The following is a 25,928-nucleotide window of genomic DNA, read 5'->3' on the forward strand; positions in this document are numbered from 1 at the left end:
GGGGCGGAAGGCCCTAAAGGGCCTTATCCCCGGCCTGGCGGCCGGGGCGCCGCTGACGCGGCGTCAGCCGGGGGGTGCCGCCTACGGCGTCACCCTGCGTGGTGTGGCCTCGGCTGCGCCTCGGCGGGCGGCGGGTGGCTGGGGGAATTCGCCGGTGGCGAATTCGTGGGCGTGTGCTGGCAGTTGGGTGGCGAGTGTCGGGCGTCGCTGCGCTCCGCCATTCCCGGGGCAATGCGCCGGGCCTACGGCCCGTCGATCGGTCGGCTTTCCGCCTTTCCTGGGCTGGCCTTTCGGCGGCCCTACGGGCCGATTGGCTGGCAGGGTTTCCCGGGCTGCGCCCGGGGCGAGCGTTGACGATGTGACGCGAAACTCGGGTAGCGGCCCCTTCCCCCGATCGGGAGGGGGTGCCGGCCCGGCCCTGCGGCGCCGGGCGTTGACGATGTGTCGCGAACTTCCGGTACTGGCCACAACCCCACCTCCGGCCCGCTCTCCCGGGCCCGCCCGTCCGGCTCGGTCCTCCCCGGCCCCGTGGCGGGCCCTCACGGGCGCCCCGCACGGCGGCCCCTGACGGCACCTCAACCGCAGATACCGAACCGGCATCCGAAGCGCATCCGGCGGCGTTTCCCGGAACGCCGAACGGCTCTATCCTACCGGCTTTCGATCGGGCCCGAGACGCGAACAAGCAGACTCGCGGCAACCGTCCATCCCGGCACTATCCGGTGACACCAGAGACGGGAATATGAATTCCCTTCCTGATTCCTTTCTGGACGCTCCCCGAAATCCCCGAGCGGCGCAGCGGGCAGAAATCCAATTCAGGCACGCAGGAAAGGGGCCTACGGTCCTCGCCACCGACACCACGACCGCCAATCCAGACCGCCCGAAAAACAGCGCGCGCCGTCAATCCGGCAATTCCCGGAGCAGCACCACCAAACCGAACACCGGAGCCAGGGCAGCAGAGCAGGGCGCAGCGGCGCGACGACCAGGACGGCGGCCAGACGAGCCCGGAGACGGCCGGGCAACCCAGGGACCAGCACGGCCAGGACGGCGGCCTGGACCGACCGCCAGGGCGCCTCCAAGGGCACCGGCCTGGACAGCGGCCAGGACGGCGGCCAGGGCGCAGCAGGACCGGCCTGACGGCCGACCAGGACGGCGACCAGGGCGCAGCAGCGGGGCGCGGCACCAGGCGGCGCGCGGCGCGGGCAGACGTCGAGGCCGGCAGACCGGGCGCGGCGGGTGCAACACGGCACCGCAACACGCCCGCCCCGGCCCCTCCCAGCCACACAACACCTGGTCAGACCCGCAACACGGCCCCGTGTTGCAGCCGAGTGCAACACCGCGTTGCACCCCGCGTTGCACCCACCACCAGACCGCCGAGCACCACCGCCAGCAGAAGGCCGTCGAGAAGGCCGGCCTTCCCGACGGCCGACGTCCTCGCCGTACCCGGCCGCCCCGGACGCCCCCCGGGACGGCGGCCAGGACTACCAGCGCCTGGCGGTCGGCGCCCCGGCAGCGTCCGACGCCCGGCCATCCGGCCGACCCCCGGACGGCACCCGCCCCACGGCTGTCGCGGAAGCTGTCGCACCCAGACCACACACAGGGGAAACCAGGTATCCGCCCACGTCACACCACACGACAGCACCCACCGCGACAGACCAACGCGACAGGGGCCGCGACAGCACCGAGGGGCAGCTACCAGCCCCACCAGGACGGCCTCCACAGCGGCCTGACGGCCACCCAGCACCACCACCCCCGACACCCAGGACGCAGCAGCACCCGGACCGACCCGGACGACGGGCAGCGCGACCGAACCGGGCACAGCGGAACGGCCTGGCGGCCGACCAGGACGACGACCACGGCGCAGCAGCAGGCAGCAGCGCCGGACGGCGGACCGGGCGCCGCAGCGGGCGGCAGGCGGGCGCCGGGCAGGCGCGGGGAGCCACCGAGGCCGGCGGCCCGGACGGCGGCACCCGGACGGCAACGGAGGAGAGCAGCAGCGCCCGGACCGCGACGACGAACAGCACCGGCCCGGACCGCGAGGCGGCGGGACGGCCCGACCGAACCCCTGGCACAAACCGAACACCCACCCCCCGTACCGGGCCCCACCCGACCATTCCAACCCGAACCCCAAAAACCACGCCGCCCAATTCGGCAAAACACCCGAACCGAAATATCCGGCGGAATTCACACCCGAAAACCCGCCCACAACACCCCACCGACCCCCGACCGGCCCCAGCAGACCTCCGACCCCACCCGCCACCACACACAGTCACCAAAGCACGAGCGACACCCGACCCCGCACACCCACCCGACAGCACCAACCAAAGGTCCAGACAACCCACCGTGAGAGGCCATTTCACACCCATCAACAACAACAGGTCACACCCTGCGGTGGGGGGTGAGCGGGGTGAGCTACTGCTCTCCGTGGCTCGCGCGCGCGGCTCGGCGCCGGGCATCCGCCGCTTCCGCGCGGGCCTGCTTGGCTGCCCGCTCGGCCAGGCGCACGGGGCAGAACTCCTCCTGCGTCTGGTGGTTCACCGCCTGGCGCAGTTTGCGGCCGGCGGGCCAGCGGGAGCCGCGGGCGTGGCGGCGTACGGCTCTGGGCGGCACGTTCAGGAGGGCTGCGAGCAGGCGGATTGACCGCTGGGTGGTCTCGTCCGGGCTGAACCGGTAGTCCATGCTCAGCGGGCCGTCTGCGTAGCGGTCCAGCAGCGCCAGGAGTCGTGTCTGGACGGTGCGCAGCTCCGTCACCGGGCAGGTGTCCCAGCTGTCTGCGGCGTGGGCCTGGCAGGGCGCTGTGGTCTTCTTCGTCGTCATGGCGCCACCTTGGCCGGGGTCGGCTGTGGACAGCCGGGCGCGCTGTCGACAGAGCAGTGCGGCCCAGCCGGTGACTTCCGGCTGGGCCGCGCTCGGCGGTGGCAGGGCCTGGGGCCCCGAGGGGCCGTCAGAACTGGCTGCGGCGCGCCCTGGGACGGACGGGCGGGGCCTGCTCGGTGCCGCGCAGCGCGAAGGCCGCAGCACGGGTGCGCTCCAGCCAGCTCGTGACCTGGCGCAGCGTGGCGGGGTCGAGGGTGCGGGTGAGTTCGCGGACGGCCTGGTGGTCGTCGTCGCTCAGGTTGTAGAGGCCGGCCCGGTCCAGGGCGGTGTAGAGGGGCTGGGCGGCGGTGCCGGCGAGGCGGCGGTGGGCCAGGTCGGTGGTCTGGCGGGCCTGGTGGGCGGCCTCGCGGGCGCATTCGGCGACGTCCTGGCGGTGGCGCTCACGGCGCAGCGCGTGCTGGAGGGCGGTGTCGTGGTCGGGGTCGTAGCGCTCGGCCCGGGTCTCGGCGGTGTGGTCGCGCACGCGCTGCCACTCGGCGCAGCTGTCGGCCGCGGTGGCGTAGGCGGTCTCGTCCCCGGCGTCGGCGTACCGGTCAGCGGCGCGCTCGTCCTCCCGGGCCCGGTGCAGGGCCTGCTGGAGGCTCTCCAGGGTCATCCCGACCGCCCGGCGGCGGACCCGGCTGCGGACGCCGCCGAGCAGCCCGTGCTCCTGGTCGTCGTCCTCGTCCCGGGCGTGGTCGGCCTCGACGGGGTGCTGGGTGAGGGCGGCGTGCAGCGTCGCGCCGGCCTCCCACGCCTCGGCGTGGACAACGGGCTCCGGCAGGCCGCCGTCCGGGCGGGCGCCGAGGACGACCCGGCCCTCCACCAGGGCCACCCAGCCGTCCAGGCCGTCGACGTCCTTCTCGGTCCAGCCGCGGGCGGGGTCGGCGCCCTGGTGGAGGGTGCGGATGCCGTCGTGGCCGGACCAGCGCAGCCACACCGAGCCGCGCACGAGCGGGGAGTCGAGGATCGGGCGGCCCAGGTCCCGGTCGGCGGGCGCGGGCCGGCTGCTGGGCAGGGCCAGCTCCAGCCGAGGCGGGGCAACCGGGTTGGGGCGGGTGGTGTCGGTCATCGCGCGGTGCCTCCGGGGGTCGGGGACGGGTACGGGCGGCCGTCCCGGCCTGCGGTGGGCCGGGACGGCGGGGTCTTGCGGGGTGGGTCAGCCGGTGACGGTCTCGGCGTGCCTGGTGAGCGCGTCCAGGAGCGCGGCCTGGTGGTCGGTCAGCTTCCCTTCGGTGCGGGCCTTGTCCTGCTTGCGGAGCCAGGTGCCGGGGCGGAACGCGGGGTCGGCTTCGCCGCCGGTGCGGTTGGCGGGGCCGTCGAGGGTTCCGCCGGCGGCGAGGTAGGCGAGCAGGCGGCGGTACGACCTGTTCCAGTCCGGCTCCAGGCGCCACAGCTCGTCCAGCGCGTCCAGCTTCGCGGCCTGGTCGGTGGTGAGGTTGTCGGCCTTGCGCTGGCGGCGCATCCAGGCGCCCACGGCGTAGTCGTCGAGCTTCGCGGTGGCGGGGATGGCGAGGTGGCCGTGCTGGTGGTGGAACGCCTTCGCGTAGGCGTAGCCGCGCTCCCAGGCGTTGGCGTTCTTCGACCAGATCATGCCGAGCGTGTCCAGCTCGGACACCCGGGCCGCATCGAGCAGGCCCTGGCCGTAGAGGTGGCGCTGGCGGGTGAGCCAGGAGATCAGCTCGGCGTGCTTCGTCTTGTCGGTGGGGTCGAGGTGGCCGTGCTGGAGGTGGAACACGGCGGCGACCGCGTGCATGCGCTGCCACTCGACCGCGCGCGGGTTGAACGCCCTCAGCTTCACGGTCTGGAGGATCTTCGCCGCGTGCTGCTTCGCATTGATCTTGAGCCACTCGATCGGCGACTCGACCGGGGCCGGCTTCTGCTCGCCCTCGCCCTCCCCATCCCCGGTGGCCCGGCTCTCGGCCGCCTTGGTGACGGTGGTGTGCGCGGTGTCCTGGGAGCGGGAGGCGCGGAGCTCGGTGATCCGGCCGACCACCCGGGCGTCGTGGGCTGCGAGCGCGCGCAGGACCCGCCAGATGGTGCGGAAGGAGCTGGCCTCGATCTCGGCGTCGGCCTCGGCCTTCACGGCCTCGCCGGCGTCGTGGACCTCGGCCGGGTGCGCGGTGGCGGTGTCGTCGCCGACCTCCGGGGTCGGCAGGTAGACCGGGATGATGACCCAGGACACCTTGCCCTGGCGGTAGGACTGGCGCAGCGCCCGCCCGACGGCCTGGACGATGTCGATGACGCTCGACTTCGGATCCGCGAAGCACACGGCATCCACGGCTCGGACGTCGATGCCTTCCGACAGGAGCCGAGCGTTGCAGAGGATGCCGCACTCCTCGCCGTCCTCGCCGGTGTGGGCCTTGAAGTCGGCGAACGCGGCCCGGCGGTCCTTGAGCCGGTCGGTGCCGGCCACCGCCTTCGCCCAGATCCGCTCCGGACGCTCCGCGTCCTCCAGCAGCTCGGACGCGTCGAGCAGGGTGCTGGCGAACTCCCGGGCCGCGGTCACCCGGGAGTGGAAGGTGATGACCCGGCGCAGGCCGAGGTCGGCGACGGCGCGCAGCACCGCGATCTGCAGGGCCAGGCGCAGCAGTTCCTCGTTGCTGCGCTGGGAGCGCAGGTCGGCGACGGCGGGGAGGTTCAGCAGCTCGCGCAGGTCCTCGTCAGTGACGACGGGGACCAGGACGCGGTAGTCGGCGAGGTAGCCGTGCTCGATGCCCTGGCCGAGGGTCCAGGTGAACACGGTCTTGCCGTAGATCTCCTCCGAGTCCATGGAGCACAGGGCGGGCAGCTCCTGGCCGTCTGCGAGGTCGGCCAGGCCGTCCTTCGCCCGCCGGTCGTCCGCGATCCGCGGGGTGGCGGTGAAGTACAGCCGGCGCTTCGCCGGGACCTTGGCGTCGTCGTGGACGACCGCCCACGCCTTCCCTTCCGCACCGGCCGTACGGTGGGCCTCGTCGATGATCACGGCGTCCCACTGGGCCAGGCCCCAGCCCTGGTGGGCCTCGACGATGCGCTCCAGCGAGGCGTAGGTGGCGTAGACGGTGACCGGCTGGTCGTCGGGGGCGCCGTTGACGAGGTCGGTGATCCGGGCGGCCTGGGTGGTCACCTGGGCGTGGATGCGGCCGCCGGCCTCCGCGCTTTCCAGCGCTTCGTCCCGCGAGCATGCCGCCACCGCCAGCCCGCGGCGCCCGCCTCGAAGCGACCAGGCTTCGGCGGTCTGCTCCAGCAGCTCGATCGTAGGAACCAGCACCAGCACCCGGCCCCGGGCCGCCAGGCGCCGAGCGCAGCCGGCGGCGATCAGCGTCTTGCCGGAGCCGGTCGCCGCGACGATCGTGGCCCGGCCGCCGTCCTTCACCTCGCGCACCGCGGCCGCGACGGCGTCCTTCTGGAACCGGTGCAGCGGCAGCGGGTTCACCGCGCCTGCGGCCTGGCCGGTGGTGGGCTGTGCCGGGGCCGGGAGCGCCCGGATGTGCAGCCCGGCCGGGACGGCGGTGGCGGTGGCGGTCTCCACGGCGTTGCGTCTCCTGTTCTATCTGGCTCGGGTGGTGCCGGACGCGGGTGGTGCGGCCGGACGGTGGCGTGGAGGGGCGGGTCGTCAGGGGTTGTGGCCGTCCCGTACGACCTCTTCGGCTTCTTCCAGCGCTTCGAGGACGGGCTTGCGGACACCGGGGACGGGGTGGTTGGCGTGGCGGTGCAGGAAGTCGATGATCTGCGGTACGGAGTCGGCGAGCTGGGGGATCAGGAAGCAGACCGCGTCGAACTGGTCAAGGTCGACCGGGTCGGCGGTGCGCAAGATGTCGGGGATGACGTCAAGGGTCCGTTCCCGGCAGTACGCGGCGGTGTCGACCGCCCTTCCGTCGATCTCGACGGTGGAGCCGGGGGTCCTGGCGTTGAGGATCTCCTCCAGGATCCGGAGCGCGGCGCTGTTCAGCCGCCCGCCTGCGCGGACGTACCCGGCGAGGAAGTCCACGCACGCCGCGGCCGCGGTGTAGAGCTGGCCTTGATTGGCGACCTCGCAGTACAGGACCGAGCGGGCCCCGCGGCTCGCCTGCGGGCTGCCGGACACCAGCAGCTCCAAGTACCGGGGGATCTCATAGACCGGCCTGCTCATGCTCTGCAGGGACGACCAGTCCCACGCCTGCGTCATCACGCACTTGACTCCTTCGCCGAAGTAGAGGGGTGTGCTCACGCCCCGGGCACCCAGGCCCGGACTTCGAGGTACTGAATGTCGGCGTCCTCGACGGCGCGGCCGGTCTCCACCAGCCACGCCTTCATCGCCTCCGTCACGTCGCCGTGGTGCTCGGCGACCCGCTGGGACCACTCCGCCGCGTCGAAGCCCCCGGTGGAGGCGGAACCGTAGGTGCGTTCCTCCGTGCCGTCGGAGCGGGGGATGAAGCCGCGGCGCAGGCCCGGGGAGTCCTCCATGGAGCCGGCCGGCATCGTGTACTGGTCGGCGCGCATCCGCACCGTGAATGCGAGCCGTCCGTCGGCCTGGCCGGTCGCGTGGACCACCGGAGCAAGATGGGAGGCGCCAGATCGGATGGCCTGCTTCCCGGCGCGGCCGGCCATGCTCTCGCCGGGCGCACCCACGACGTCCTTGCCCCGCACCCGGGCCTTCTGGCCGGTCTTTGTGCGGCGCCGCTCCACGTTCTCCTGGGCGACGGCGCCGAGCGCGTCGGTGTCGCGTTCGCCGCCGCTCACCGCCCGGACGACCTGGCGCAGCGCGTTCACGAACGCCTTGCCCTTGCCCTTGGTGAAGAACTGGGAGACCAGGCTGGCGTCGCGGCCGAGCATCTTGGCGACCTGGCGCTTGGTGAAGCCCGCGTCGATCAGCTCCTGGGTCAACCGGGCGGCCTCGTTCGGGTTGTTCGGGTCGGCCGGACTCACTGGTCAGCCCCCTTCTCGGCGAGTTCGGTGCGGCCCAGGCCGCGCAGCTTCAGGTACTCCTCCTGGCTGGTCGGGTGCTCCACCGGGCCGGTCAGGTGCCCCTTGAGGAGGTAGTCGCCCGGCTCACCGCGGTAGGGCCAGGGCTGGCGCTCGGTCAGCGCGATGCCGTCCGTGCCGAAGTACACGACCGTGCCCGGCTTCGCGTGGAGAGCACCGGCGTAGCCGATGACCTCCTTGCCCTGGCGGTACTTCATGTCCAGCAGCGCGGCGCGGGCTCCCGACCAGACGTAGGCCGCCCACTCGGGGTGCGCGTACGGGTCGCGGGAGAAGCCGGCCTGCCGCTGCCATGTGACGACCTCGCTGTCCTGGCCGAGGATCTCCACCCCGGCCGGGAGCGCCTCGCCGACCGGGGTGGTGCCGGAGACCAGGCGCGGGCGCTGCGCGAAACCGCCCAGGCCGAACAGGAGCACCGAGCGGACCGCGCGGGAGGCGAGGTACGCGGCGGTGCGCTGCCGCTCGTCCCCGTGGATCCGGGAGAGGTTGGTCAGGTCCGCCCAGGCCGCCTTGAGGCGCTTGCCCCACTCGTCCAGCGGCTTGCCGTCCTCGAACAGCAGACCGCCGAGAATCTCGACCTTCCACGGCCCCAGGTGGTTGGCGAGCGCGAGGTGGACCTCGGCCCCGCCCGCCCAGGTGGTGAAGGTCTCCCCCGGCCGGGACGGGTAGATCCAGGCGCGGTCACCGGTCACCGGGGCCGGGAGGAGGCCGACGTGGTTCCAGCCGGCCGGGACGGTGACCCGGATGTTCCAGTGCGAGCAGGACATCAGGGCCTTCGTCTGCTCGGCCTCGGTCATCGTCGCGAATGCGGCCGCGGTGACGCGGCGGGGCGTGCCGACCGGGGACTTCCACAGGTGCTTCGCGTAGGCGAAGGTGCGGTCGTACTCCACCAGCGCCGGCAACTGCTCCGGCACCCGCGGGGGCAGGATCAACTCGGTGCGACCCTGACCGCCGGTCGCGTGCAGCAGCCCCCGCAGTTCCTCGCTGAGGACCGGGTAGCCGCCGGCCCACTTGCCCGTCGTGGGGATGGTGCGCGACCACAGGTCCCGCCCGGTCTGCGACGGGGAGCCCATGAGGACGGCGTCGTCCCAGTGGCGGCGCAGCGCCTGCCACAGCAGCCGGAACGCGTCCCGGCAGGTCACGACGTCGGCGCCGTCCGGGTCGAACCACTCCCCCATGCTCCGGATCTCCGTGCTGCCGCTGTCCGGCGCGGCGGCCGGGGCGTAGCGGCCGACGGGCTGGCGCTGGTGGACGAAGTGCCCGGCGAGCCTGTCCCGGCCCGAACCGACCGCGGTCGTCCACCGCTCGGACGGAGTGTTCAGCCACGCGGCGACGGCGTCCTTGAGCGTGGAGTAGCGCTCGGCGCCGTCGTGCCAGGGGGCGCCGGCGGTGATGTAGACGCGCTCGGTGCCGGGCGCGGCGTGCAGGACGGCGTCCAGGATCTCGCCCGGGGTGCGGGCGCCGAGGTCGACCCGGACGATCTGGTCGCGGACCGCGAGCGTCCCGGCCGCCGCGTCCAGGAACACCGTGCTGCGGGCCTGCTGGACGAAGTTCGGGCGTTTGGAGACCAGACCGGTCGTCACGGCCTCGAACCGCGCGCCCGCCGGGCCTTCGGGGAGGGCGGGTAGCTCACGCGGACCGGCCTCGACCATCGGATGCACCGGAGCGGCGACCGGGGCGACCGGGACCGGCGGGACGACCGGCGCGGCGGCAACGGGAGCAGTGGGGGCAGTGGGGGCAGTGGGGGCGGGCTGCTCGACGACGGCCTGGTCCTCGGCGGCGGTCGGGGCCGGGCGGGTCAGCGCCGGGGCCACCGCGGCGACGGGCCCGGAGACCGGCTCGGCCTCGGCCACGGGTGCCGGGGCGGGTGCAGTGGTGACGGCGGCCTGGTCGTCGGCCTTGGCGGCGCGGACGGCGGCCGGGGTCGGGTCCAGCAGCGGGGCGATCCGCACGACATCGGCCAGCGTCAGCCCGGAGGCCTTCGCGATGGCCGGCGCCTGGGCGCCCTCGTACCCCGCGAGCCCGGCCACGCGGCGCGAGCGCTGGGCGGTGAGCTTGTCCAGCTCCTTCTGCGCGGCGGCGACGGCCTTCTCGGCGGCCGTGATCTCGGTGCGCAGCTCGCGCAGACCGGCGAGCTCGGCGGTGTACGTCTTACGGTCCATCAGGCCTGCTCCCCCTCGGTGATGGTCTGGTCCGCAAGGTCAGCGGTGGAGACGTAGGCGATCGGGCCGCCCGAGACCGACGGCAGGCGGGTACCGAGCAGCAGGTTCGCCAGCCAGGCGTCCTCCGCGGTGGCCGGGGTGGCGGCGTTGGCGGGGGCGGTGAGATCGGTCAGGTAGCCGGCCAAGCGGGCCTTCGGGAAGCGGAACCGGCCCGCAGTGCCGACGGTGCCGTCGGACTCCCACTCGGTGAGGCCGGTCAGTACCGCAACGACGAAGGAGGCCACCGTCACCGGCAACACGGCGGGCACCGCGACCCGGGCCGGGTCGCACCGCCACCAGCCCGACAGTGAAGCCAGCAGTTGCTCCGGGCTCAGCGAGGCTCCGAAGCCGATCCACTCCCGGTCCGGTTCGTCGACCCTCTGCGGGGCGTCCGCACGTAGCACCGCCACCTCGGCAACGACGAACGCAGCCAGATCCGCCACCGGGCGGGCCTGCAACTGCTGGAGCGCGGCCAGCGGGAACACCTGCCGGCCTGTCGCGCGCACGCCGGGGACCACGCCGGTGGCCATCAGCTTCTTCACCGTCGGAATCGAGCACCCCAGCGCCGTCCCGGCCTGCCCGGTCGTCACGAACACACCCAGACCTCCACGCCTATTCACCTAGCTTGAAACGCTAAATCGACTCTACGCCCCACCCCTGACAGCCGCACACGCCGTTCGAGTAAGTCAAATAGGCATTTGGCTGGGCGGTCGAGCAAGCTCGTTGTCTGCGGCGGCGCCGCGTGGCACAACCCAGGTAGCGACCGCGTCCGCGGTCAGGACCCCGGCCCGCAGGGCGGTGGCCAGGCCGGCGACGATGTGCCGCGTCCGGCCTTGCGCTGGGCGGCGGACAGGAACGGCATCACCGCGAGCGAGAGCGCGGTCGGAACGATGCTCGGGATGGAGCATTCGGCTTCGCCGATGCCGGTGAGCACCCGGATCGAGTCGGCGGTGACGTAGGCGGCGAGGGCGAAGAAGGGGACAGTGGTGATCCTCAGGGTGGTCTTCTCGCAGGCCTCGCGCACGGCGTGGTCGCGGGCGGGAAACTGCCAGGCGACCGCGGCGGCAGAGGACACCTCGATGATCGAGTCCAGGCCGGTTTCCCACGAGATCCGCGGGAAACCGGCCGTTCGACGTGCCCCAGTGGGAGGGACCCATCCGGGGCGTAATGTCGCTGTCAGTCCTCCAGGTCCGACCAGATGTTGAGGTTTCCGTCCTCGACGACCCACTCGTGGTAGCCGAGTCTGCGGCCGATCTCCTCGAACCGGCTCAGCCGGGCCGCGCCGATCGGAACGAAGTAGACCTTCACAACGCGCAGGAAGAGCCGGAACCCGAGGTCTGGGCCGAGTTCGTCGACCCCCGCCTCCAACGCGGGCACCAGACCAGGTAGCGGCGGAATGCAGAGGCTGGTTACGGCCGCTTCGGCAAGCGCTGGCCCGAGTCCCTGCAACTCCGCCAGCACGGCTGCCCGGAGCGCGGGGTCCGGGTCAGTCGGCGAGAGCGCGGAGACGAAGGACAGCTCGCGCTGGCGGATGAAGGCAGTGCAGGAGCTTTCGACCCGGTGCAGCCACGTGCGGATGCCGAGCCCGCAGCCCACCGGGTCGAAACGCGCTCCGCTGGCCGCCAGCCACAGGGTCGCGAGCGCGTCTTCCGGCAGGCGCGACTGCGCCATGCGTCGGGCGTCGTCCAGCACCTCCTGTGCGTACACGGGCCCTTCCCGTTGAGAAAGCCGCTGGATGAGGTCGAGGGTGGCGGCCTCGTCCCGGAGCGTGAGGTGCATTGCGAGGTACTTCGTGAGCCCGGTGAGGCCGAAGTCTTCGTCGAAATCGTCGCGTGGCTTCACGGTGGTGATCATTCTCTACTGCGGGTACGAGGTGTAGACGACGAACTTATCGGTGTGGTTTTTGACGTACTTCAATCGGATCACCACCTTGCTGCCGGTCGGGGTAGAGACGATCTTGCCGTCGGCCTTGGTGTACACCGTGCCAAGCGATCCGGCGTCCCTGAGCTCCCAGTCGATCGGGAACAGGTCGACATCCGGATCGAAGAACCTCTTCTTCGATTGGTCGCTGATCCACTTCTCCAGCTTGGCGGCGTTCTTCGGGGACCGCGCCAACCACTGCTTGAACGTATCCGAAACGGATTGAGCGGCCGTGGCCTTGTCGGTCCACACCGTGGCTATCCCGTTCTTGGCGATCTTGTCCTCGATCTGCCTGGCGCTCAGACCCACGTGATCCGACAGGGTATGTGCGTTCTCCAGGGTGCCGTCGGCCACGATGTCGATGCAGTTGTGGACAAGGACGTCCTGGCCGCTGTTGTCGCCGGGGCTCACGTAGAAGGTGTGGTCACCGTCCACGGTCAGGTCGAAGACCTGCTGCGGCGCGAGGCCGGTGCGGTCGTTCACGGACGTGACCGCTCGCGGGGAACCGTCCGCGCCGCGCAAGCTGTTGCCGACGCGCAGGTTCGACGCAGGGGTCCAGCCGGTGCCGTCGACGTACATGTTGTGGCCGGCCGTGGTGGACAGGGTGCTGCCATCGGCAAGGCCGATGTCAACGAGCCGTTCGGTGTCATGCGCGAACGTTGCGGTCACCGGCTGCCTGCGCGGAGCGCCGGTCCCGGGGTCCATGGTCCTGACCTGGTCGCCGGTGCGGATCTCTTGGATCGCCCGCCGTGATCCGTCGGCGAGCAGCACACGGGTATTGGTCGGAAAGCTGTTGACCTGGCATGTTTCGCGAGCAATCGCGTTGAACTTGGCTTCGGCTTCGGCTTGTGCCACCAGAGCCCGGTCGACGTTGGGTTCGTTGCGCAGCGCGTTGAGCGCCGCCTCGGTGCCGACACCATCCTTCAAGGTGAGACGGAACTTGCTGACCAGGTCGGCCGTGGAGGTGACCTTGGCGAGGGCCGCCTTGCTGTAACCCTCGAGGGTCGCCTGGAGGGCGAGCTTGGCGTCCTCGATGGCGATGCCGGTCTCGAGCGCGTAGCGGAACGCGACGACTGACTTGGCGCTGGCAAGGAGCTTCTCGTAGGGGATGAAGTTGGCCGCGGCCAGGACGCAGGGCTTGTTGAAGCCGAAGTCGTGGTAGCAGTCGACGAAGTCTCCGGTGATGATCTTCCAGAGGTCTTCGACGCCGTGATTCTTCGGCTTGTAGTTCTTGAGGTAGTCGGCGTAGGTCAGTTCGACGGTCTGCGGGTACTGGACGTCCGTCTTCTCGCTGCTGACGAGGACGGTGTTCCAGACGGTGTACTTGCCGCGGCAGGCGGCGATCGTCAGGTTCGGTTCGGGGCAGGTCCGCAGGATGTAGTCAGTGGTGCCGGTCGCCCTGACCGTGAGGTTGACGGTACAAACCGGCTTTCCGGACGCATCGTTGTGCCAGACGCTGGTGTCCAGGGGCTTCAGGACCTTGCCGTAGATCGACAGCATCATGTCGCCCGCGGCGCAGCGGTCCAGGTCGTCCTGGACGCCGTCCACCTTCGCGTCGCCCTGAGGGGAGGCCTCGATGAAGGAGATCCGGCCCTGGTCGTCGACGACGGCGGTGCCGTCCTGCAGCTTCCCCTCGGTGCTCTCGTTCTTCTGCTTCGTCATGACCAGCTCTGCGGCCTGCCTGGCGGCCGCGTTCGCTTCGTCGCGGCTCTTGGCGGCGGCTGCTGCCGAGGCCTTCGCCTGGTCGGAGGCGGTCTTGGCGTCGGCCGCGTACTGGCGGGCCTGGGCGGCGTAGCCGGTCGCCATGACTGCTGACATGGTGGCGCTGCGGGCTGCCGCGTTGGCGGTGGCCGCGGAGGCCTGGGCCTGCTTGGCGGACTGGGCGGCCTGTGCGGCGGAGGCCTGGGCGGCCTGCGCGGACTGTGCGGCCTGGGTGGCGAAGCCCTGGGCCTGCTGGGCGGACTGGCCGGCCTGGTTGGCGTAGCCGGCGGCTTCGTCGGCGGCGCCGCGGGCGGTGGCGTAGGACTGGGCGGCCTGGGCCGCGTACTGGCGGGCCTGGGCGACCTGGCCGTCGATGGTGGCGAGGTAGGAGGCGATGGTTGCCACGTGGGCGGCGGTCATCGCATCGCGCTGCTGGGCCTTGGGCAGGCCGTTCTGCAGGAACGGCACGAGTCGGTCGGCGGGGCCGGAGAGCACGGCCTGGGCCGCGGCCTTGACCTCGGGGCCGCCGTTGGCGAGGGCCTGGGTGACCTGGACGCGGTTGTCGTCGTCGCGGGCCTTGTACTGACCGGTGGTCAGAAAAGCGCGGACGTCGTCGATGGTGCCGTCCAGAGCCTTGCCGGCGGCCTCCTTCACGCCCGGGCCGCCGGCGGCCGTGATCTGGGAGAGCAGGACGCGGTCGTCGTCGTCCTTGCCCGGGTACTGCCCGGTGGCCAGGAACGCGCGGACCTGGTCGGGGGTTCCGATGGACGCGGTCTCGGCGGCGAGGCGCTTCTCGAGCCTGCCGGGGCTCTGGGCGATCACCATCACGCTGGTGCGGTCGTCGCGGTCGCGGGCGACGGCGAGGTCGGTGGTCAGGAAGTCTCGGACGTCGTAGTCGTCGCCCTCGAGCGCGGTCTGCGCTGCGGCCCTGGTCCACGGGCCGGCGGAGTCCAGCAGCCGGAAGGCGGCCTGACGTCCCTTCAGCGCGGCGGTCTTCGGGTCGGTGCCGGATGCCGTGGCGTCCTTGATCAGCTGTTCGGTGTCGGCGGCGAGCTGGGTGGTCTTGCCGCTCTCCCAGGCCGCGGTCTTCGCCTTGAGGTCGGCCTCGCGGGAGGCTTCGTCGGCGGCGGCCATCTCGGCGGCCTGCTGGGCGGCCAGGCGCTCGGTGTCGCTGGCTCGGGCGATGTCGGCGACCTTGTGGGCCTGCGTGGCGGAGTTCGCCGCCGAGTTGGCGTCCGCGTCGGCCGCTTCGGCAGCCGTCTGCGCGAGGTTCGCCGCTGTCGACGCGTCACCGGCGTGCTTGGCCGCCTCCTCGGCGGCTGACGCCGCCGCTTCGGCATGGGCGGCGGCGTCGTTGGCGGCGCGCTGGGCGTCGCCGGCCGCTGCGGCGGCCTGGTTCGCGATCGTGAGGGTGGCGTTGGCGGCGCGGGTGGCCTCGGCGGCGGCGCTCTTGGCCCGGGCGGCGGCCTGGCGCGCACGGGCGGCGGCGCCGTCGGCGACACCGGAGTAGCCGGCCGCCTCCGCGGCGGCTTCCGCGGCGGCCTGGGCGTTGACGCCCGAGGCGGCAGCGGCCTGCGCGGCGAGTCCGGCCTGCATGGCGGCCCGGCCGGCCCACGCGCTGGCCTCCCCAGCGAAGCGGGCGTCGGCGGCGGCGTTGCGCGCGGTCACGGCGGCATTTCGGGCCGCCTCCGCCTGGCCGGCGTTGCCTGCGGCGCCGGCCGCGGCGGCCAGCGCCCGGGTTGCGGCGTCGCCGGCCTTGGTGGCGGCCGACGCCGCCGAAGCGGCGGCGTTGGCGGCCTGCCGGGACGCTTCGTTGGCGGCCTTGGCCGCCGAGGAGGCGGTCTGGGAGGCATCGGCGGCCCGGGTCGCGGCGTCCGCCGCACGGCTGGCCGCGTTGGACGCCTGCCCCGCGGAGCCCTGGGCGGCCTTGGTCTCGTTCGCCGCCCGCTCCGAGGCCTCCTTCGCCAGCTTGGTGGCGTCCAGCGCCTTTCCGGCCGCGTCCTTGGCGGCCTGGGCCTGCTGCCCGGCCTGCGCGGAGGCGTTGGTCGTCAGGTCAGCCAGCTGGGCGACCGTCAGCGTCTCCTGGTCGTGAGCGGCGGCGGTCTGGTAGCCGTACTGGAGGAAGAGCTGGACGTCCTCCATCGAACCGTCCAGCGCGGCGCCGGCGGCTTTCTTGACCTCCGGTCCGCCGGAGGCCATCAGCTGGGATAGGTGGACGCGGTCGTCGTCGTTCCTGGCCTTGTGCTGGCCCTCGGTGAGGAATCGGTTGACGTCCTCCAGAGTGCCGTCCATGGCCTTGCCGGCGGCGTCCTTCACCCCGGGGCCGCCCGCCGACATGATCTGGGAGAGCTGGACCCGCTGGTCGTCCTCGTAGGCCTTCTTCGCGCCCTTGTCGAGGAACGCCTTCAGGTCGGCGGCGGAACCCTTGAGCGCGGCCGTGCCGGCCTCGCGCACACCGGGACCGGACTTCGCGACCAGTTCCTCGATCTGCGCCCTCAGGTCCTGGTCGGCCGAAGCCGCCTGACCACTCGCCAGGAACTTCTTCAGGTCGTCGTCGGAGCCCGTCAACGCGCTCTCCGCGGCCTGGCGCACTGCGGGGCCGCCGGCCTGCCACGCCGCGACCGCCGCGACCCGGTCCGGATTCGGCCCGGTCGCCGGCGGTACGTCGGCCGCCATCGCCGGAGCTGTCAGCAGGCCTGTCAGCAGGCCGCTGGCCACGAACCCGGCCGCGAGACGCGACCGGGCCCTGGCCCGTGATGCCAATGACACCCTCATCGGAATTCGCAGTCCCAATCTGTTGTCGGGCACCGGAGTGCCGCCCGGCCGTCGGCCCTTGTGCCGACGGCGCTGGTCATCGCTCAGAGGTGCGCGGCGTGGCAAAGGCGCCACGCCGCGCGGTGGGGATTCCCCTGGTCCCGGCCCGGGTCAGAGGGTGCCGGCGATGGCGGTGCCGGTGTGGTTGCCGCTGGCGCCGGTCAGGTCGACGGTCTGGGGGGTGCTCCAGTTGCCGTCGGCGTGACGGGCGGTGAGCAGGAGGCGGTTGTCGGTGGTGGTGATGGCGAACTGGGCGTCGCTGTCGACGGGGGCGGCGCTGACCGAGGTGGCGGTGACCTGTCCGAGCACGCTGGTCAGGGGCTGGAAGGCGCTCCAGTTGCCGTCGACGTAGCGGACGGTGTGGTACTGGGCGCCGGTGTCGGTGACGACGGCGAGGTTCATGTCGTCGCCCTGGCGGGTCATGGCGAGGGAGGTGACGGGGCCGGTGGCGCCGGCGGCGGCGTCGACCGCGCCCCAGGCGGTCCAGTCGCCGGTGGCACCGATGCGGGCGGTGTGGAAGACCCTTCCGCCCGCGGTGACGGCCACCTGCAGGTCGCTGCCGGAGCCGGCGGCGGCAAGAGCGGTCACGCCGTTCAGCTGCCCGGCGGCGGAGAAGACGGCACCGAAGTGGCTCCAGTTACCGTCGGCGTAGCGGATGGTGTGGAAGAGCTGTCCGTCGGCGAGGACGACGACCTGCAGGTCGGCGCCGGTGGAGGAGACGGACACCTGGGTGATCTTGCCGAGGTCCCCGGCGGCGGCGTTGACGTCACCGAAGGCGGACCAGGTGCCGTCGGGCCGGTGGACGGCGTGGTGGAGGCGTCCGTCGCCGCCGAGGGCGACGACGTGGGTGTCGCCGTCGATGCCGGCGGCGCTCACAGCCTTGACGCCGCCGATGCTGCCGGCCTTGGCCTGGACGTCCTCGAGCGGCGTCCAGGTGCCGTCGTAGAGACGGGTGCCCTGGAAGAGGCCGGTGTCGGCCTTGACCAGCGTCTGGGTCTTCCAGCCGAGGGCGGTCGCGCGGACCTGCTGCACCCAGCCGGCCACGTCGTCCACGCGGACGCCGGCCGCTCCGGTGCGGGTCTCGCCCGCGGCGCCGAGGCAGCCGCCCTGCCAGGAACGGGAGGCCACGGCGGCCAGCTCGGTCCTGCCGTTGGCCTCGCGCAGCATCGGGGCTCCGGCGTCGCCCAGGCAGAGCGCCGCCGCACCGGCGGCGGGCGCGGTGTCGATGCCGGTGGCGGAAGTGGCACCGGTGGTGTGGGTCGTGGTGTGGACCTTGAAGGGGGCCCACTCCGTGGCGGTGCGGCCGTAGCCGGGAACGCGCAGGCTCTCCCCCGCCGTCGGCGCGGCGGTGGCGAGTACGGCGGGCGTGATGCCGTCAATCGGTGCGGCGAGGCGGGCCATGACGAGGTCACGGTCGCCGCGGGGCACAAGCTCGGCGATGTCGACGGTGTGCCCGCCGATGGTGGCAATGCTCTTCACGGCGGGCGCGCCGGAGGCACCTGAGAAGCAGGCGGCTGCGGTGAGGACCCAGGAGCGGTCGACGAGGGTGGCCGTGCAGGAGCGCGCGTCGGCGCGGCCGGCCTTCCCCGCCGTCACCGTGCCGACGGCCGGGAAGTCGGTGTTCGCCGGTGCGGCCGGGCCGTCGGTGGCGGTGAGTTCGAGCAGCGTGGTGGTGCTGCTCGCGGTCCCGCCCTCCCCGATCGGGGTCCAGGTGTTCTTGGCGACGTCGAAGGTGGCGGCGTTGCCGTCGGTGCTCACCGTCGCCTTGACCGTGTGGTCGTCGCCCTTGATGTTGTAGATCTTCGGGATCTCCAGGGCCAGGTAACCGGTCGGCCCGGTGATCCTGAAACACACCTCACTCGGGCTTGCGGCCCGGCTGAACAGCTGCACCAGACCCGGCCCTGACGCACAGTCGGCGAGGACGATGTGCCCGTCCCCCGTCTTCAGGGTGATGTTCCGCTCCGCGAGGATCTTCGCGGCGCCGGGATAGGCAAAGTCTTCGACCGCGAGCTGCGGCGCGGATTCCGCGGCCACGGCCGTACCCGATATGGCCATGAATGGTAGAGACAGAACCGCACCGAGCGGCAAGGCCAGCCTGCGATACAAGCGCACGAAAACTCCAGAAAAGGCATGCCGGGGCATGGCAACGCAGCCAGGCCAATTAGCCAATTGGACGCCACAGGGCCCCCGGGACAAGTCAAAGCCGATAGGCCTTGTCGATCACTCTTTCAAAGCCCCACGGTCACGTCATTGACCAGGAGTGCACACACTCTTGACGGAGAGTCGACACTCTCAGCCACCCTTGCGCCCCGCTCCTGAAACCGTCTTGCGCGGCCGTCCGGGGACCGTGTACTGCGCGCCTGCCGCCGCTGGCCGCTCCTGGATGGACAGTGAAATGCTGGCCAATTTGTAGGAAATGGGCTGATATGTCCTGCTCGACGCGGTTCGAGGCTGCCAAGCCCCGGAGAGTCCGTTTGCTTTGTCCACGGCCACCGATGTAGACCCGTGATCATGCTGCCTGAGAGTACGTTTCGGAGTTCGGCACTCCAGCCTGGAGAGCGTTTCGAGTGCTGGCGGGCCCTCATGTCGGAGACGCATGCACCGATGGACATGCGAAGCGAGCACGCCGCCGACTTTTGGGTCAATCAGCGAAACATTTCGCTCGGTGAGGTAACCGTATACCCCCTGGAATGCCACCCTCTTACTTTCCATCGCACCGCGAAGCTGATAAGGAAGTCCGATCCCGAGGCCTACCATCTTTCCCTGGTGAAGCGCGGGACAGGAATGGTCACCTTGGGCAAAGAGACCCTCGTCCACAGCGTGTTCGACTACCACACCAGCGACACCTCGCGGTCGTTCGAACTCTGCACCGGTCCGGAGCCCTTCGAGGTCATCGGGGTCGAGATCCCCAAGGCGCTTATCCCGCTTCCCCCACGTGCCGCCGACCAGGTCATCGGCAAGCGCATCTCGGCCCGAGACGGCATGGGAGCGCTGCTGGCCACGTTCCTCACCCAGCTGGCGGCGGACAGCCACTCCTATCAGCCGGCCGACGGCCCGCGGCTGAGCACCGTGCTGGCCGACCTCATCGCCTCCCTCTTCGCCGGCGTACTCGACGCCGACCGGTCCTTGACCCCGGAGTCCCACCGCCGAACCCTGACTCTCCGCATCAAGGCCTTCATACGAGACACCTCGGACGACCCCCGGCTGGATATCGCCGCCATCGCCGCCGCGCACCACATATCCGTCAGCTATCTCCACCGTCTGTTCCGGCAGGAGGGGGACGGAACGACCGTTGCAGGCTTCCTGCATCAGCAAAGACTCGCGCGAGCACACCGAGACCTGTCCGACCCGCTTCGCCAGGGAGTACCAGTGCACGTCATCGCAGCAAAGCGGGGCTTCCGTCACGCGGAGGCCTTCAGCCGGGCATTTCGCGAAGCCTACGGCATGCCCCCCGCAGCATTCCGGAAGCAGCTTCTGGCTTTTGAACGCGCATGACACCGCGGCGTGACCTGTCGGCTGCCATCACCCAGCACCCCTGAGCGGCGGCGGGCCCTGGAGGAGATCGCCCCGTTCTGGTGCCCGGTGTAGCCGATCACCTGGCAGCGCGCCTACGCCACCGCCCGCCAGTGGTGGCTCGAGGCCAACGGCCGAGTCGACTGGACCATGCTGCCACAGGACACGGTGTACGAGGGCGAGCATCTCGGCCGCTGGGTGCAAAGCGCAGCGGGCCGGCCGGCCCGGCCTGGAGGCCGACCAGCAGGACCTGCTGGCGGCGATCGGCATAGAGGGGGATCCGAACCTGGTGGCCGCCAAAGCCGCGGCGGAGGCGCGCCAAGAGGCGACGTCATGGTCGGCGGTACGGCCGCCGCGCCGCCGCCTACACAGCCGTTCTACGGGCCTTCCCCGAGCCGGGCCGCCCCCGGCCCCCACCGCGGCCGCTCATGCCCATTCCACGCCGTGTTCGGCGAGCTGCGCCAGCTGTCCCGGAGTAAGCCGGGGACCGTGGCAGCCTCCTCGCCGGGCTGGCTGCTGGCGGAGTGGCCGCCGGCGAGAGCGCGCCGGTGCAGTTCTGGCTGTCCGACCTGCCCGAAGACACCCCGCTGACCACCCTGGTACGGCTCGCCAAGCTCCGGTGGCGGATCGAGCACGACTACCGGGAGATGAAGCAGGCCCTTGACCTGGGACGGGCATGCAGGTGCGAGGCGGGCGCGCCGGGCCGCCCGCCGGTTCGGCCAGGCCGAGCGACACATGGGGGCACCGCCCGCGCTTGGCAGAAACACAGGCGCACAGGTATGCACACGATCGGCCTAGCGGGGCGCCCTCGCGGCCGCCTCCAGCCTGAGCAGGCAAGACGCCGCCTCTGACTCGGCAGGAGCCTCCCGCAGCCTCTGGCCGGGTGGCGGCGAATCGAACCTTCCATGCCGTGTGTATCGACGTGGACACATGCAGTAACTGGAGGTTCCCATGCGTTTCCGCGCCGCCACCGCACGTCGAGGTGGTCCGGCGCGGCCCCAGGCGACGCAGGCCCGGCCGCCGGGCCGTTCAGGGTGCAACACGCCCACTGCAACACGGCCCGGCGGCCCTCCAGAAGCGACAAAGACCCAGGTCAGGAATGCAACACTGGGCCCGCGTTGCGCGCGTTGCACCGCCTGTTGCAGTGCCGTGTTCCCCGGCGCCCGCCTGCTCCCAGCGCATGCCCAGCTCGGCAGTCGGAGATCGGGGCGCGGGGCAGCGGCTGGAGCGCGGCGACCGTGCTCACCCGGCGGTCGTGTCCCTCCAGCCCGCGCACGACGGGCAGTCGACGTAGGCCACCGTGGCCACGCACCCCGCCGGGCAGTCCGCACAGCTCTGCAGGCCCTGCTCGAAGACCTCCTCCCCCGCGCCCTCGTTGAACCCGGGGTCGTCGCGCATCCACCGGCGCGAGTGCGTGCAGGGCTCGCCGGTGGAGGCGACCGCCTCGAAGCGGACCCGGCAGCCGCACACCACCACTCCGGTCGCCACCAGCGCCGGGCTGCGCCGGGGCTCCTGGCGGCGCAGCCACGCCCGCTGCTGTGTGCGCAGCGACTGGTTCTGCTGGTCCACGCGGTCCATGGTGTACTCCGCGCCGGAGAAGAACAGGTCCCTCAGGTCCGGGTCGGCGTCGATGTGCAGGGCGAGCCAGTGCTCCACCGCCAGGGTGACCGCGCACTCGGGCGCGTACTCCTGGCTCAGCACGCGCAGCGCCAGCGCATCGAACTCGTCCACGGGCACCGTCTGGTCCAGGCGCCCGGCCAGGGCCAGACCGACGAGCTCCGCGGAGCGCTCCGCCACCGGCCAGCCCACGCGCTCCTCGACGTGGAAGCCCCAGGCGGGCACGTCCTCAGGGCGGCGGTGGCACGCGATTGCGTTGATAGCGGTCATTTGGTGTCAGATCCTCTCGTCCGGGCTGTACTTGAGATCTGACCCCGATTCACCTGTGGACAACTTTTCCACGCCCTGCCGCCATACCAGCATGAAAGCTGTTCAAACAGGATGGATCGGTCATCAGGGCCGCAGGCGTCCGGCACGCCACCGCCCGGTCGGCGGCCACACCCGGGCCCCCTGTCAACCGCTATCTGGGGTTGTGGCGGTTCTTCTACAGCTCGTGCCATTGGTCACCATGCAGGCATATGAGGTACACACGGGTCGCATCCGAGCTGGTGGCGGTGGCTCGGGGCTGCGGTACATCCGAGTCGGTAACCCGCCGCCCGCTAGTAGTACTTCGTTAGGTTGATTTGATCTTGGCGGTCGTGGCGGTGCATGCTGCGACCTGTGGATCTTGGTGAGGTGGAAGCGCTTCGCGGGGACCTCGGCGACTTCGTGGCCGAGGTCTTCGCGTCCCTGGCGCGCAAGGATCAGCGTCGGCAGGGTGATTGCTATCTGCGTGGGCTGATGCTGGACGGGCGGCGCAAGTCGATCCAGCCGATGGCCGAGCGGCTGCCGGACGGGAACATGCAGGCCCTGCAGCAGTTCGTCAGCCAGTCGCCGTGGGACCACGCGCCGGTGCTGCGGCAGATCGCCCGGAAGATGACCTCCGCCCTCGTGCCGGAGGCGTGGGTGATCGACGACACCTCGTTCCCGAAGGCCGGCGACCAGTCCGTGGCCACCTCCCGGCAGTACTGCGGCGCGCTGGGCAAGCGCTCGCTCTGCCAGGTCGGGGTGAGCGTCCACGCCGTCACCGACCAGGCCTCCAGCCCGCTGTCCTGGCGGCTGTTCGTCCCACCGGACTGGGACGACCGCGGCGACGTGCGCCGGCGACGTACCGGCCTGCCGGCGGAGATCGGGCATGTCGAGAAGTGGCGGCTGGCGATCGAGACCCTGGAGGAGCTGATCGCCTGGGGGCTGGCCCCGCAGGCCGTGGTCGCCGACGCCGGCTACGGCCAGGCGGCGGCGTTCCGGCACGCCCTGCGCTCCCGGGGCCTGGACTACATCGTGGCGGTGCGCGGGGACGAGACCGCGCACCGCCACGACGCGGAGCCCGAGGCGCCCGCCTACGGCGGCGCCGGCCGCAGGACACTGCCCCGCTACCGCACCGATTCCATCCCTCTGCACGAACACGCCACCGCCGGTGGGCGCCGGGCATTTCGGCAGGTCACCTGGCGCCAGGGCAGCCACGGAGCGATGCGCTCGCGCTTCAGGGTCCTGCAGGTGCGACCGGCCGGGAAGATCCCCCGGGCACTCGCCGCCGCCGACGCGGGCACAAGCGCCGCCTGGGACGGCGTCCTGCCCGCCGAGACCCTCCTGGTCGAGTGGCCTGCGGGTGCGAGCGCGCCCACCGAGTACTGGCTCACCAGCCTGCCGCCCGACACGGCGATCCGCCGCCTCGTGCGCCTGGCGAAGATCCGCTGGCGCATCGAACACGACTACCGCGAGATGAAGCACGGCCTAGGCCTGGACCACTTCGAGGGCCGTACCTGGCGCGGCTGGCACCACCACGTCACCCTGGTCACCGCCGCCCACGCCTTCCTCACCCTCCGGCGCCTCGACCCAAAAGTCGAGGCGCCGGCCTGACCTTCTACCGAGTCCTCGACGCCATCCAGGACCTGATACGGGCCTGGACCGGCGAATGCCCCACCTGCCACCGCGAGTTACCCGATGCACGCCGACCGGGACGCCCCCGAACACGTCAGACCTAACGAAGTACTACTAGGCGGTGCGATGGGTTGGTGTGGTTTTGGGTGGGGGAGGTTTCCACAGCCAGCAGCCGGCGGTTGCGGGGGGCGCGGATGGGCCGTCATCGACCCGCACGTTCCCGGTTCCGACTGCGACGATCGTGCCGTCCGGGTTGAACGCGACGGTGTCGGTGCGGTTGCCCGTGCGGGTGGCGATGGCGTGGCCGGTGGCCGCATCCCATACCCGTGCGCCGGTCTGTCCTCCGCTGGCCACCTTTGTTCCGTCGGGACTGAACGCAACCTCGTAGGTGGGATCGCCGGTAAAGGTTGCGGTGATGCGACCGGTGGTGGGGTCCCACAGCCTGGCGCCGCCCACGCCGCCGGTGGCCACTGTCTTGCCGTCGGGGCTGAACGCCACGGACTCGGTGGCTTCCTCGATGAAGGTGATAGTGGCGTGACCGGAGGCCACGTCCCACAGCCAACAGCCCTTCCCTCCGTAGTAGTAGCCGCCGCCGGCCAGCGTCTTCCCGTCGGGGCTGAACGCCACCGCGTTCAGAGCCGGGGGTTGGTAGTACGGGTCGGACGTGTCGACGGTGGGCAAGGTCAGGGAGACGGTGGCCTTGCCGGTGCCTATGTCCACGAGGGTGAGTCCCCTCTCGTGGCCGACGGCGAGTGTCTTGCCGTCGGGGCTGAACGCCACCGCGTTCGCCACCACCCCTCCCGCGCCGTGCCCGGGGAGGAGATTGGCGGTGACCACGCCGGTGGCCGCGTCCCGTACCTGGACTCCGTCAAAGCCGGCTGTGGCGAATGTCTTGCCGTCGGGGCTGAACATCATTGAATTGATGCTCAGCCCGACGGCTGCCTCGGGAAGGATCTCGGCTCTGGTCTCGCCGGTGGCCACGTCCCACAGCCGAAGGCCCAACTTACCCCGGCCGATGGTGACGAGGGTCAGCCCGTCGTGGCTGAAGGCCACCACAGGTGTGCCGTCGCCGGTGAGTCTGTCGTCTTGCGTTTCGTGTAGGCGCAGTATCGCCGCTACTGTCGTCCCGGTCACCACCGCGGCCGTGGTCAACGCGCCGACGGTCACGAGGGTGCGTCGTCGGATCCCGGCCGGGGCGTCGGGCGCCCGTACCACGGGTGTCTCCGTCGTCCGGGCGTCGGGCGCCCGTGTCCTCCCCGGTGGTCGTCCGGTCGGTGAGGTGACCGGACGCCAGGCGTTAGAGGTGAGGACGAATCGGTCGGCGAGGTCGGTCCCGCGTTGGTTGGGAAGGGGCAGGCCTTTCGCGGCCAAGCGGTGACGAAGGACCGGGTAGACGGTGCCGAGCGTGAGGGTTTCGGGGCCGTGGGGGATGCCCTCGGCGATGAGGTCGACGAGTTCACCGGTGAAGGACGTGCAGGCGTGGGTCTGCTGGTCGACGGGCGGGACGTGCGCGGTGCGGTTTCGGGTGGTCGCGGTGAGGGTGTAGACGCCCTCGACGTGGACGAGGTCGGCGACGGTGGTTTGTGTCCCGGTGGTCAGGGCTTCGATGGCCTGCCCGGCGAAGCAGCAGTCGAGAATGGCGATCCTGGTGCGGGCGGGGCTGGTACGCAGGGCTTCGGCGACATCGGCCCATGGCACGCCCGTGATGGCGGGCCGGGCAGCGCGAGTGGTGGTGACGGTCAGACACAGATCGCCGCGCGGGGACAGTGTGCCATGGCCGACGTAGTACAAGAGCAGAACACCGGTGGTGCGCTCGGCGTGATCGGCCAGGGTCAGGGACAGCGCGTCCCGTGACGCGGGATCGTGGATCGTTGCGATGCGTCCGGGCCACGCGCACAACAATGGGTCCGCCAGAACGCGTTGGAGTGCTCTCAGGCTGTTGCCCGCGGCGGGGATCCGGGGGAACTCGCTGTCGGTGTAGTTGCCTACGCCGATCAGGATCGCGAGCCAGTCGGCTGCCCGGACGGGCTCAACCCTCATCGGCGGTGGTCGTGGTGGGGGTGAGGAGTTCATGCAGGAGCGGGAAGATGTCATCGACGGTTGCGATGTCGAGGGTGATGCGTTTGCCGTCAGCCTCGACCGTGACAGTCGCAGTCGTGCGTCGGGTCCGAATCCAGGCGATCAACGATGTCGCCAACACCGTGCCGCTACCTCCGGCACCCACCGCGACCGTGAACAGATCGGCGAACCCACCGAGTTCGGTCGCACCGATCGGGGCCGGCTCCCGGACCACCCGGCCACGCAACTCGCGCTCGTCGTTGAGCCACTGCCACAACGCCGAGACCTCCACCGCGTCACCATTGACCAGACGCACCCGCACATCCACCCTGCGCCCCCGTTCTCCACGTCGTCCCGGCAAGTCCCGAGCCGTGGCAAGACAGTAACCGT

15 protein-coding genes and 2 pseudogenes are annotated in these 25,928 nt (G+C 71.5%); 3 read left to right on the top strand and 14 right to left on the bottom strand.

Translation table 11 applies throughout. The annotated features are described in order from the left end of the window. Nucleotides 1–2,409 precede the first annotated feature (2,409 nt). From ACIPSC_RS36835 to ACIPSC_RS36885, 11 genes and pseudogenes are all read right to left on the bottom strand, one after another. Nucleotides 2,410–2,814: a hypothetical protein gene (locus ACIPSC_RS36835; RefSeq protein ID WP_400834005.1), complete on the bottom strand. Its 405-nt coding sequence runs from the start codon at nucleotides 2,812–2,814 to the stop codon at nucleotides 2,410–2,412. A 127-nt stretch (nucleotides 2,815–2,941) separates the two neighbouring features. After that, nucleotides 2,942–3,925, bottom strand: a complete 984-nt coding sequence (locus tag ACIPSC_RS36840) for a hypothetical protein (protein WP_400834008.1) — start codon at nucleotides 3,923–3,925, stop codon at nucleotides 2,942–2,944. A gap of 87 nt (nucleotides 3,926–4,012) precedes the next feature. Further along, nucleotides 4,013–6,364 carry a Helicase associated domain protein gene (locus ACIPSC_RS36845; protein ID WP_400834011.1) on the bottom strand — a complete coding sequence of 784 codons (2,352 nt, stop codon included), beginning with the start codon at nucleotides 6,362–6,364 and terminating at the stop codon, nucleotides 4,013–4,015. Between the two features lie 84 nt (nucleotides 6,365–6,448). Then, nucleotides 6,449–7,042, bottom strand: coding sequence for a hypothetical protein (locus ACIPSC_RS36850; RefSeq protein WP_400834014.1), 594 nt, complete (start codon nucleotides 7,040–7,042; stop codon nucleotides 6,449–6,451). Continuing rightward, nucleotides 7,039–7,740 carry a helix-turn-helix domain containing protein gene (locus tag ACIPSC_RS36855; RefSeq protein ID WP_400834017.1) on the bottom strand — a complete coding sequence of 234 codons (702 nt, stop codon included), beginning with the start codon at nucleotides 7,738–7,740 and terminating at the stop codon, nucleotides 7,039–7,041. Before ACIPSC_RS36855 ends, ACIPSC_RS36850 begins: the two co-directional genes overlap by 4 nt. Then, nucleotides 7,737–9,956, bottom strand: a complete 2,220-nt coding sequence (locus tag ACIPSC_RS36860; protein ID WP_400834020.1) for a hypothetical protein — start codon at nucleotides 9,954–9,956, stop codon at nucleotides 7,737–7,739. The genes ACIPSC_RS36855 and ACIPSC_RS36860 overlap by 4 nt, the downstream gene beginning before the upstream one ends. Continuing rightward, nucleotides 9,956–10,591, bottom strand: coding sequence for a DNA-binding protein (locus ACIPSC_RS36865; protein WP_400834021.1), 636 nt, complete (start codon nucleotides 10,589–10,591; stop codon nucleotides 9,956–9,958). Before ACIPSC_RS36865 ends, ACIPSC_RS36860 begins: the two co-directional genes overlap by 1 nt. Before the next feature lie 215 nt (nucleotides 10,592–10,806). Then, nucleotides 10,807–11,091 (bottom strand): annotated as a pseudogene (locus ACIPSC_RS36870) (cation transporter); the annotation flags it as partial. A gap of 80 nt (nucleotides 11,092–11,171) precedes the next feature. Then, nucleotides 11,172–11,849, bottom strand: coding sequence for a hypothetical protein (locus ACIPSC_RS36875; protein ID WP_400834023.1), 678 nt, complete (start codon nucleotides 11,847–11,849; stop codon nucleotides 11,172–11,174). A 3-nt stretch (nucleotides 11,850–11,852) separates the two neighbouring features. Beyond that, nucleotides 11,853–16,292, bottom strand: coding sequence for a polymorphic toxin-type HINT domain-containing protein (locus ACIPSC_RS36880; protein WP_400834025.1), 4,440 nt, complete (start codon nucleotides 16,290–16,292; stop codon nucleotides 11,853–11,855). 249 nt (nucleotides 16,293–16,541) lie between these two features. Further along, a complete protein-coding gene (locus ACIPSC_RS36885; RefSeq protein ID WP_400834028.1) occupies nucleotides 16,542–18,464 on the bottom strand; it encodes a trypsin-like serine protease in 1,923 nt (640 codons plus the stop codon). A gap of 477 nt (nucleotides 18,465–18,941) precedes the next feature. Between ACIPSC_RS36885 and ACIPSC_RS36890 the strand changes: the two genes are divergently transcribed. Continuing rightward, the gene (locus ACIPSC_RS36890; RefSeq protein WP_400834030.1) at nucleotides 18,942–19,925 is read left to right on the top strand and encodes an AraC family transcriptional regulator; all 984 of its coding nucleotides are present in this window, start codon (nucleotides 18,942–18,944) and stop codon (nucleotides 19,923–19,925) included. 531 nt (nucleotides 19,926–20,456) lie between these two features. Beyond that, nucleotides 20,457–20,611, top strand: a pseudogene (locus tag ACIPSC_RS36895) (IS701 family transposase); the annotation flags it as partial. 574 nt (nucleotides 20,612–21,185) lie between these two features. Here ACIPSC_RS36895 and ACIPSC_RS36900 read toward each other — a convergent pair. Then, nucleotides 21,186–21,830 (bottom strand): hypothetical protein, encoded by a 645-nt coding sequence (locus ACIPSC_RS36900; protein WP_400834033.1) that lies wholly within the window; start codon nucleotides 21,828–21,830, stop codon nucleotides 21,186–21,188. Between the two features lie 390 nt (nucleotides 21,831–22,220). Here ACIPSC_RS36900 and ACIPSC_RS36905 point away from each other — a divergent pair, with 390 nt between their 5' ends. Continuing rightward, nucleotides 22,221–23,459 carry an IS701 family transposase gene (locus ACIPSC_RS36905; protein ID WP_400834036.1) on the top strand — a complete coding sequence of 413 codons (1,239 nt, stop codon included), beginning with the start codon at nucleotides 22,221–22,223 and terminating at the stop codon, nucleotides 23,457–23,459. 135 nt (nucleotides 23,460–23,594) lie between these two features. Here ACIPSC_RS36905 and ACIPSC_RS36910 read toward each other — a convergent pair whose 3' ends face one another. Together ACIPSC_RS36910 and ACIPSC_RS36915 are read right to left on the bottom strand one after the other, a co-directional pair. Further along, on the bottom strand, nucleotides 23,595–25,520 hold the full coding sequence (locus ACIPSC_RS36910; RefSeq protein ID WP_400834038.1) for a caspase family protein: 1,926 nt from the start codon (nucleotides 25,518–25,520) through the stop codon (nucleotides 23,595–23,597). After that, nucleotides 25,510–25,854: a hypothetical protein gene (locus ACIPSC_RS36915; protein WP_400834041.1), complete on the bottom strand. Its 345-nt coding sequence runs from the start codon at nucleotides 25,852–25,854 to the stop codon at nucleotides 25,510–25,512. Before ACIPSC_RS36915 ends, ACIPSC_RS36910 begins: the two co-directional genes overlap by 11 nt. Between the last annotated feature and the right edge of the window lie 74 nt (nucleotides 25,855–25,928).

It is taken from the genome of Kitasatospora sp. NPDC090091 (assembly GCF_044747365.1).
Taxonomy (GTDB): Bacteria; Actinomycetota; Actinomycetes; order Streptomycetales; family Streptomycetaceae; genus Kitasatospora.

Excerpts from the sequence above, each read along its gene's own strand:
- ACIPSC_RS36835 (WP_400834005.1), bottom strand. The coding sequence starts at position 2,814 with ATGACGACGAAGAAGACCACAGCGCCCTGCCAGGCCCACGCCGCAGAC.
- ACIPSC_RS36840 (WP_400834008.1), bottom strand. The coding sequence starts at position 3,925 with ATGACCGACACCACCCGCCCCAACCCGGTTGCCCCGCCTCGGCTGGAG.
- ACIPSC_RS36860 (WP_400834020.1), bottom strand. The coding sequence starts at position 9,956 with ATGGACCGTAAGACGTACACCGCCGAGCTCGCCGGTCTGCGCGAGCTG.
- ACIPSC_RS36875 (WP_400834023.1), bottom strand. The coding sequence starts at position 11,849 with ATGATCACCACCGTGAAGCCACGCGACGATTTCGACGAAGACTTCGGC.
- ACIPSC_RS36880 (WP_400834025.1), bottom strand. The coding sequence starts at position 16,292 with ATGGCGGCCGACGTACCGCCGGCGACCGGGCCGAATCCGGACCGGGTC.
- ACIPSC_RS36890 (WP_400834030.1), top strand. The coding sequence starts at position 18,942 with ATGCTGCCTGAGAGTACGTTTCGGAGTTCGGCACTCCAGCCTGGAGAG.
- ACIPSC_RS36900 (WP_400834033.1), bottom strand. The coding sequence starts at position 21,830 with ATGACCGCTATCAACGCAATCGCGTGCCACCGCCGCCCTGAGGACGTG.
- ACIPSC_RS36910 (WP_400834038.1), bottom strand. The coding sequence starts at position 25,520 with ATGAGGGTTGAGCCCGTCCGGGCAGCCGACTGGCTCGCGATCCTGATC.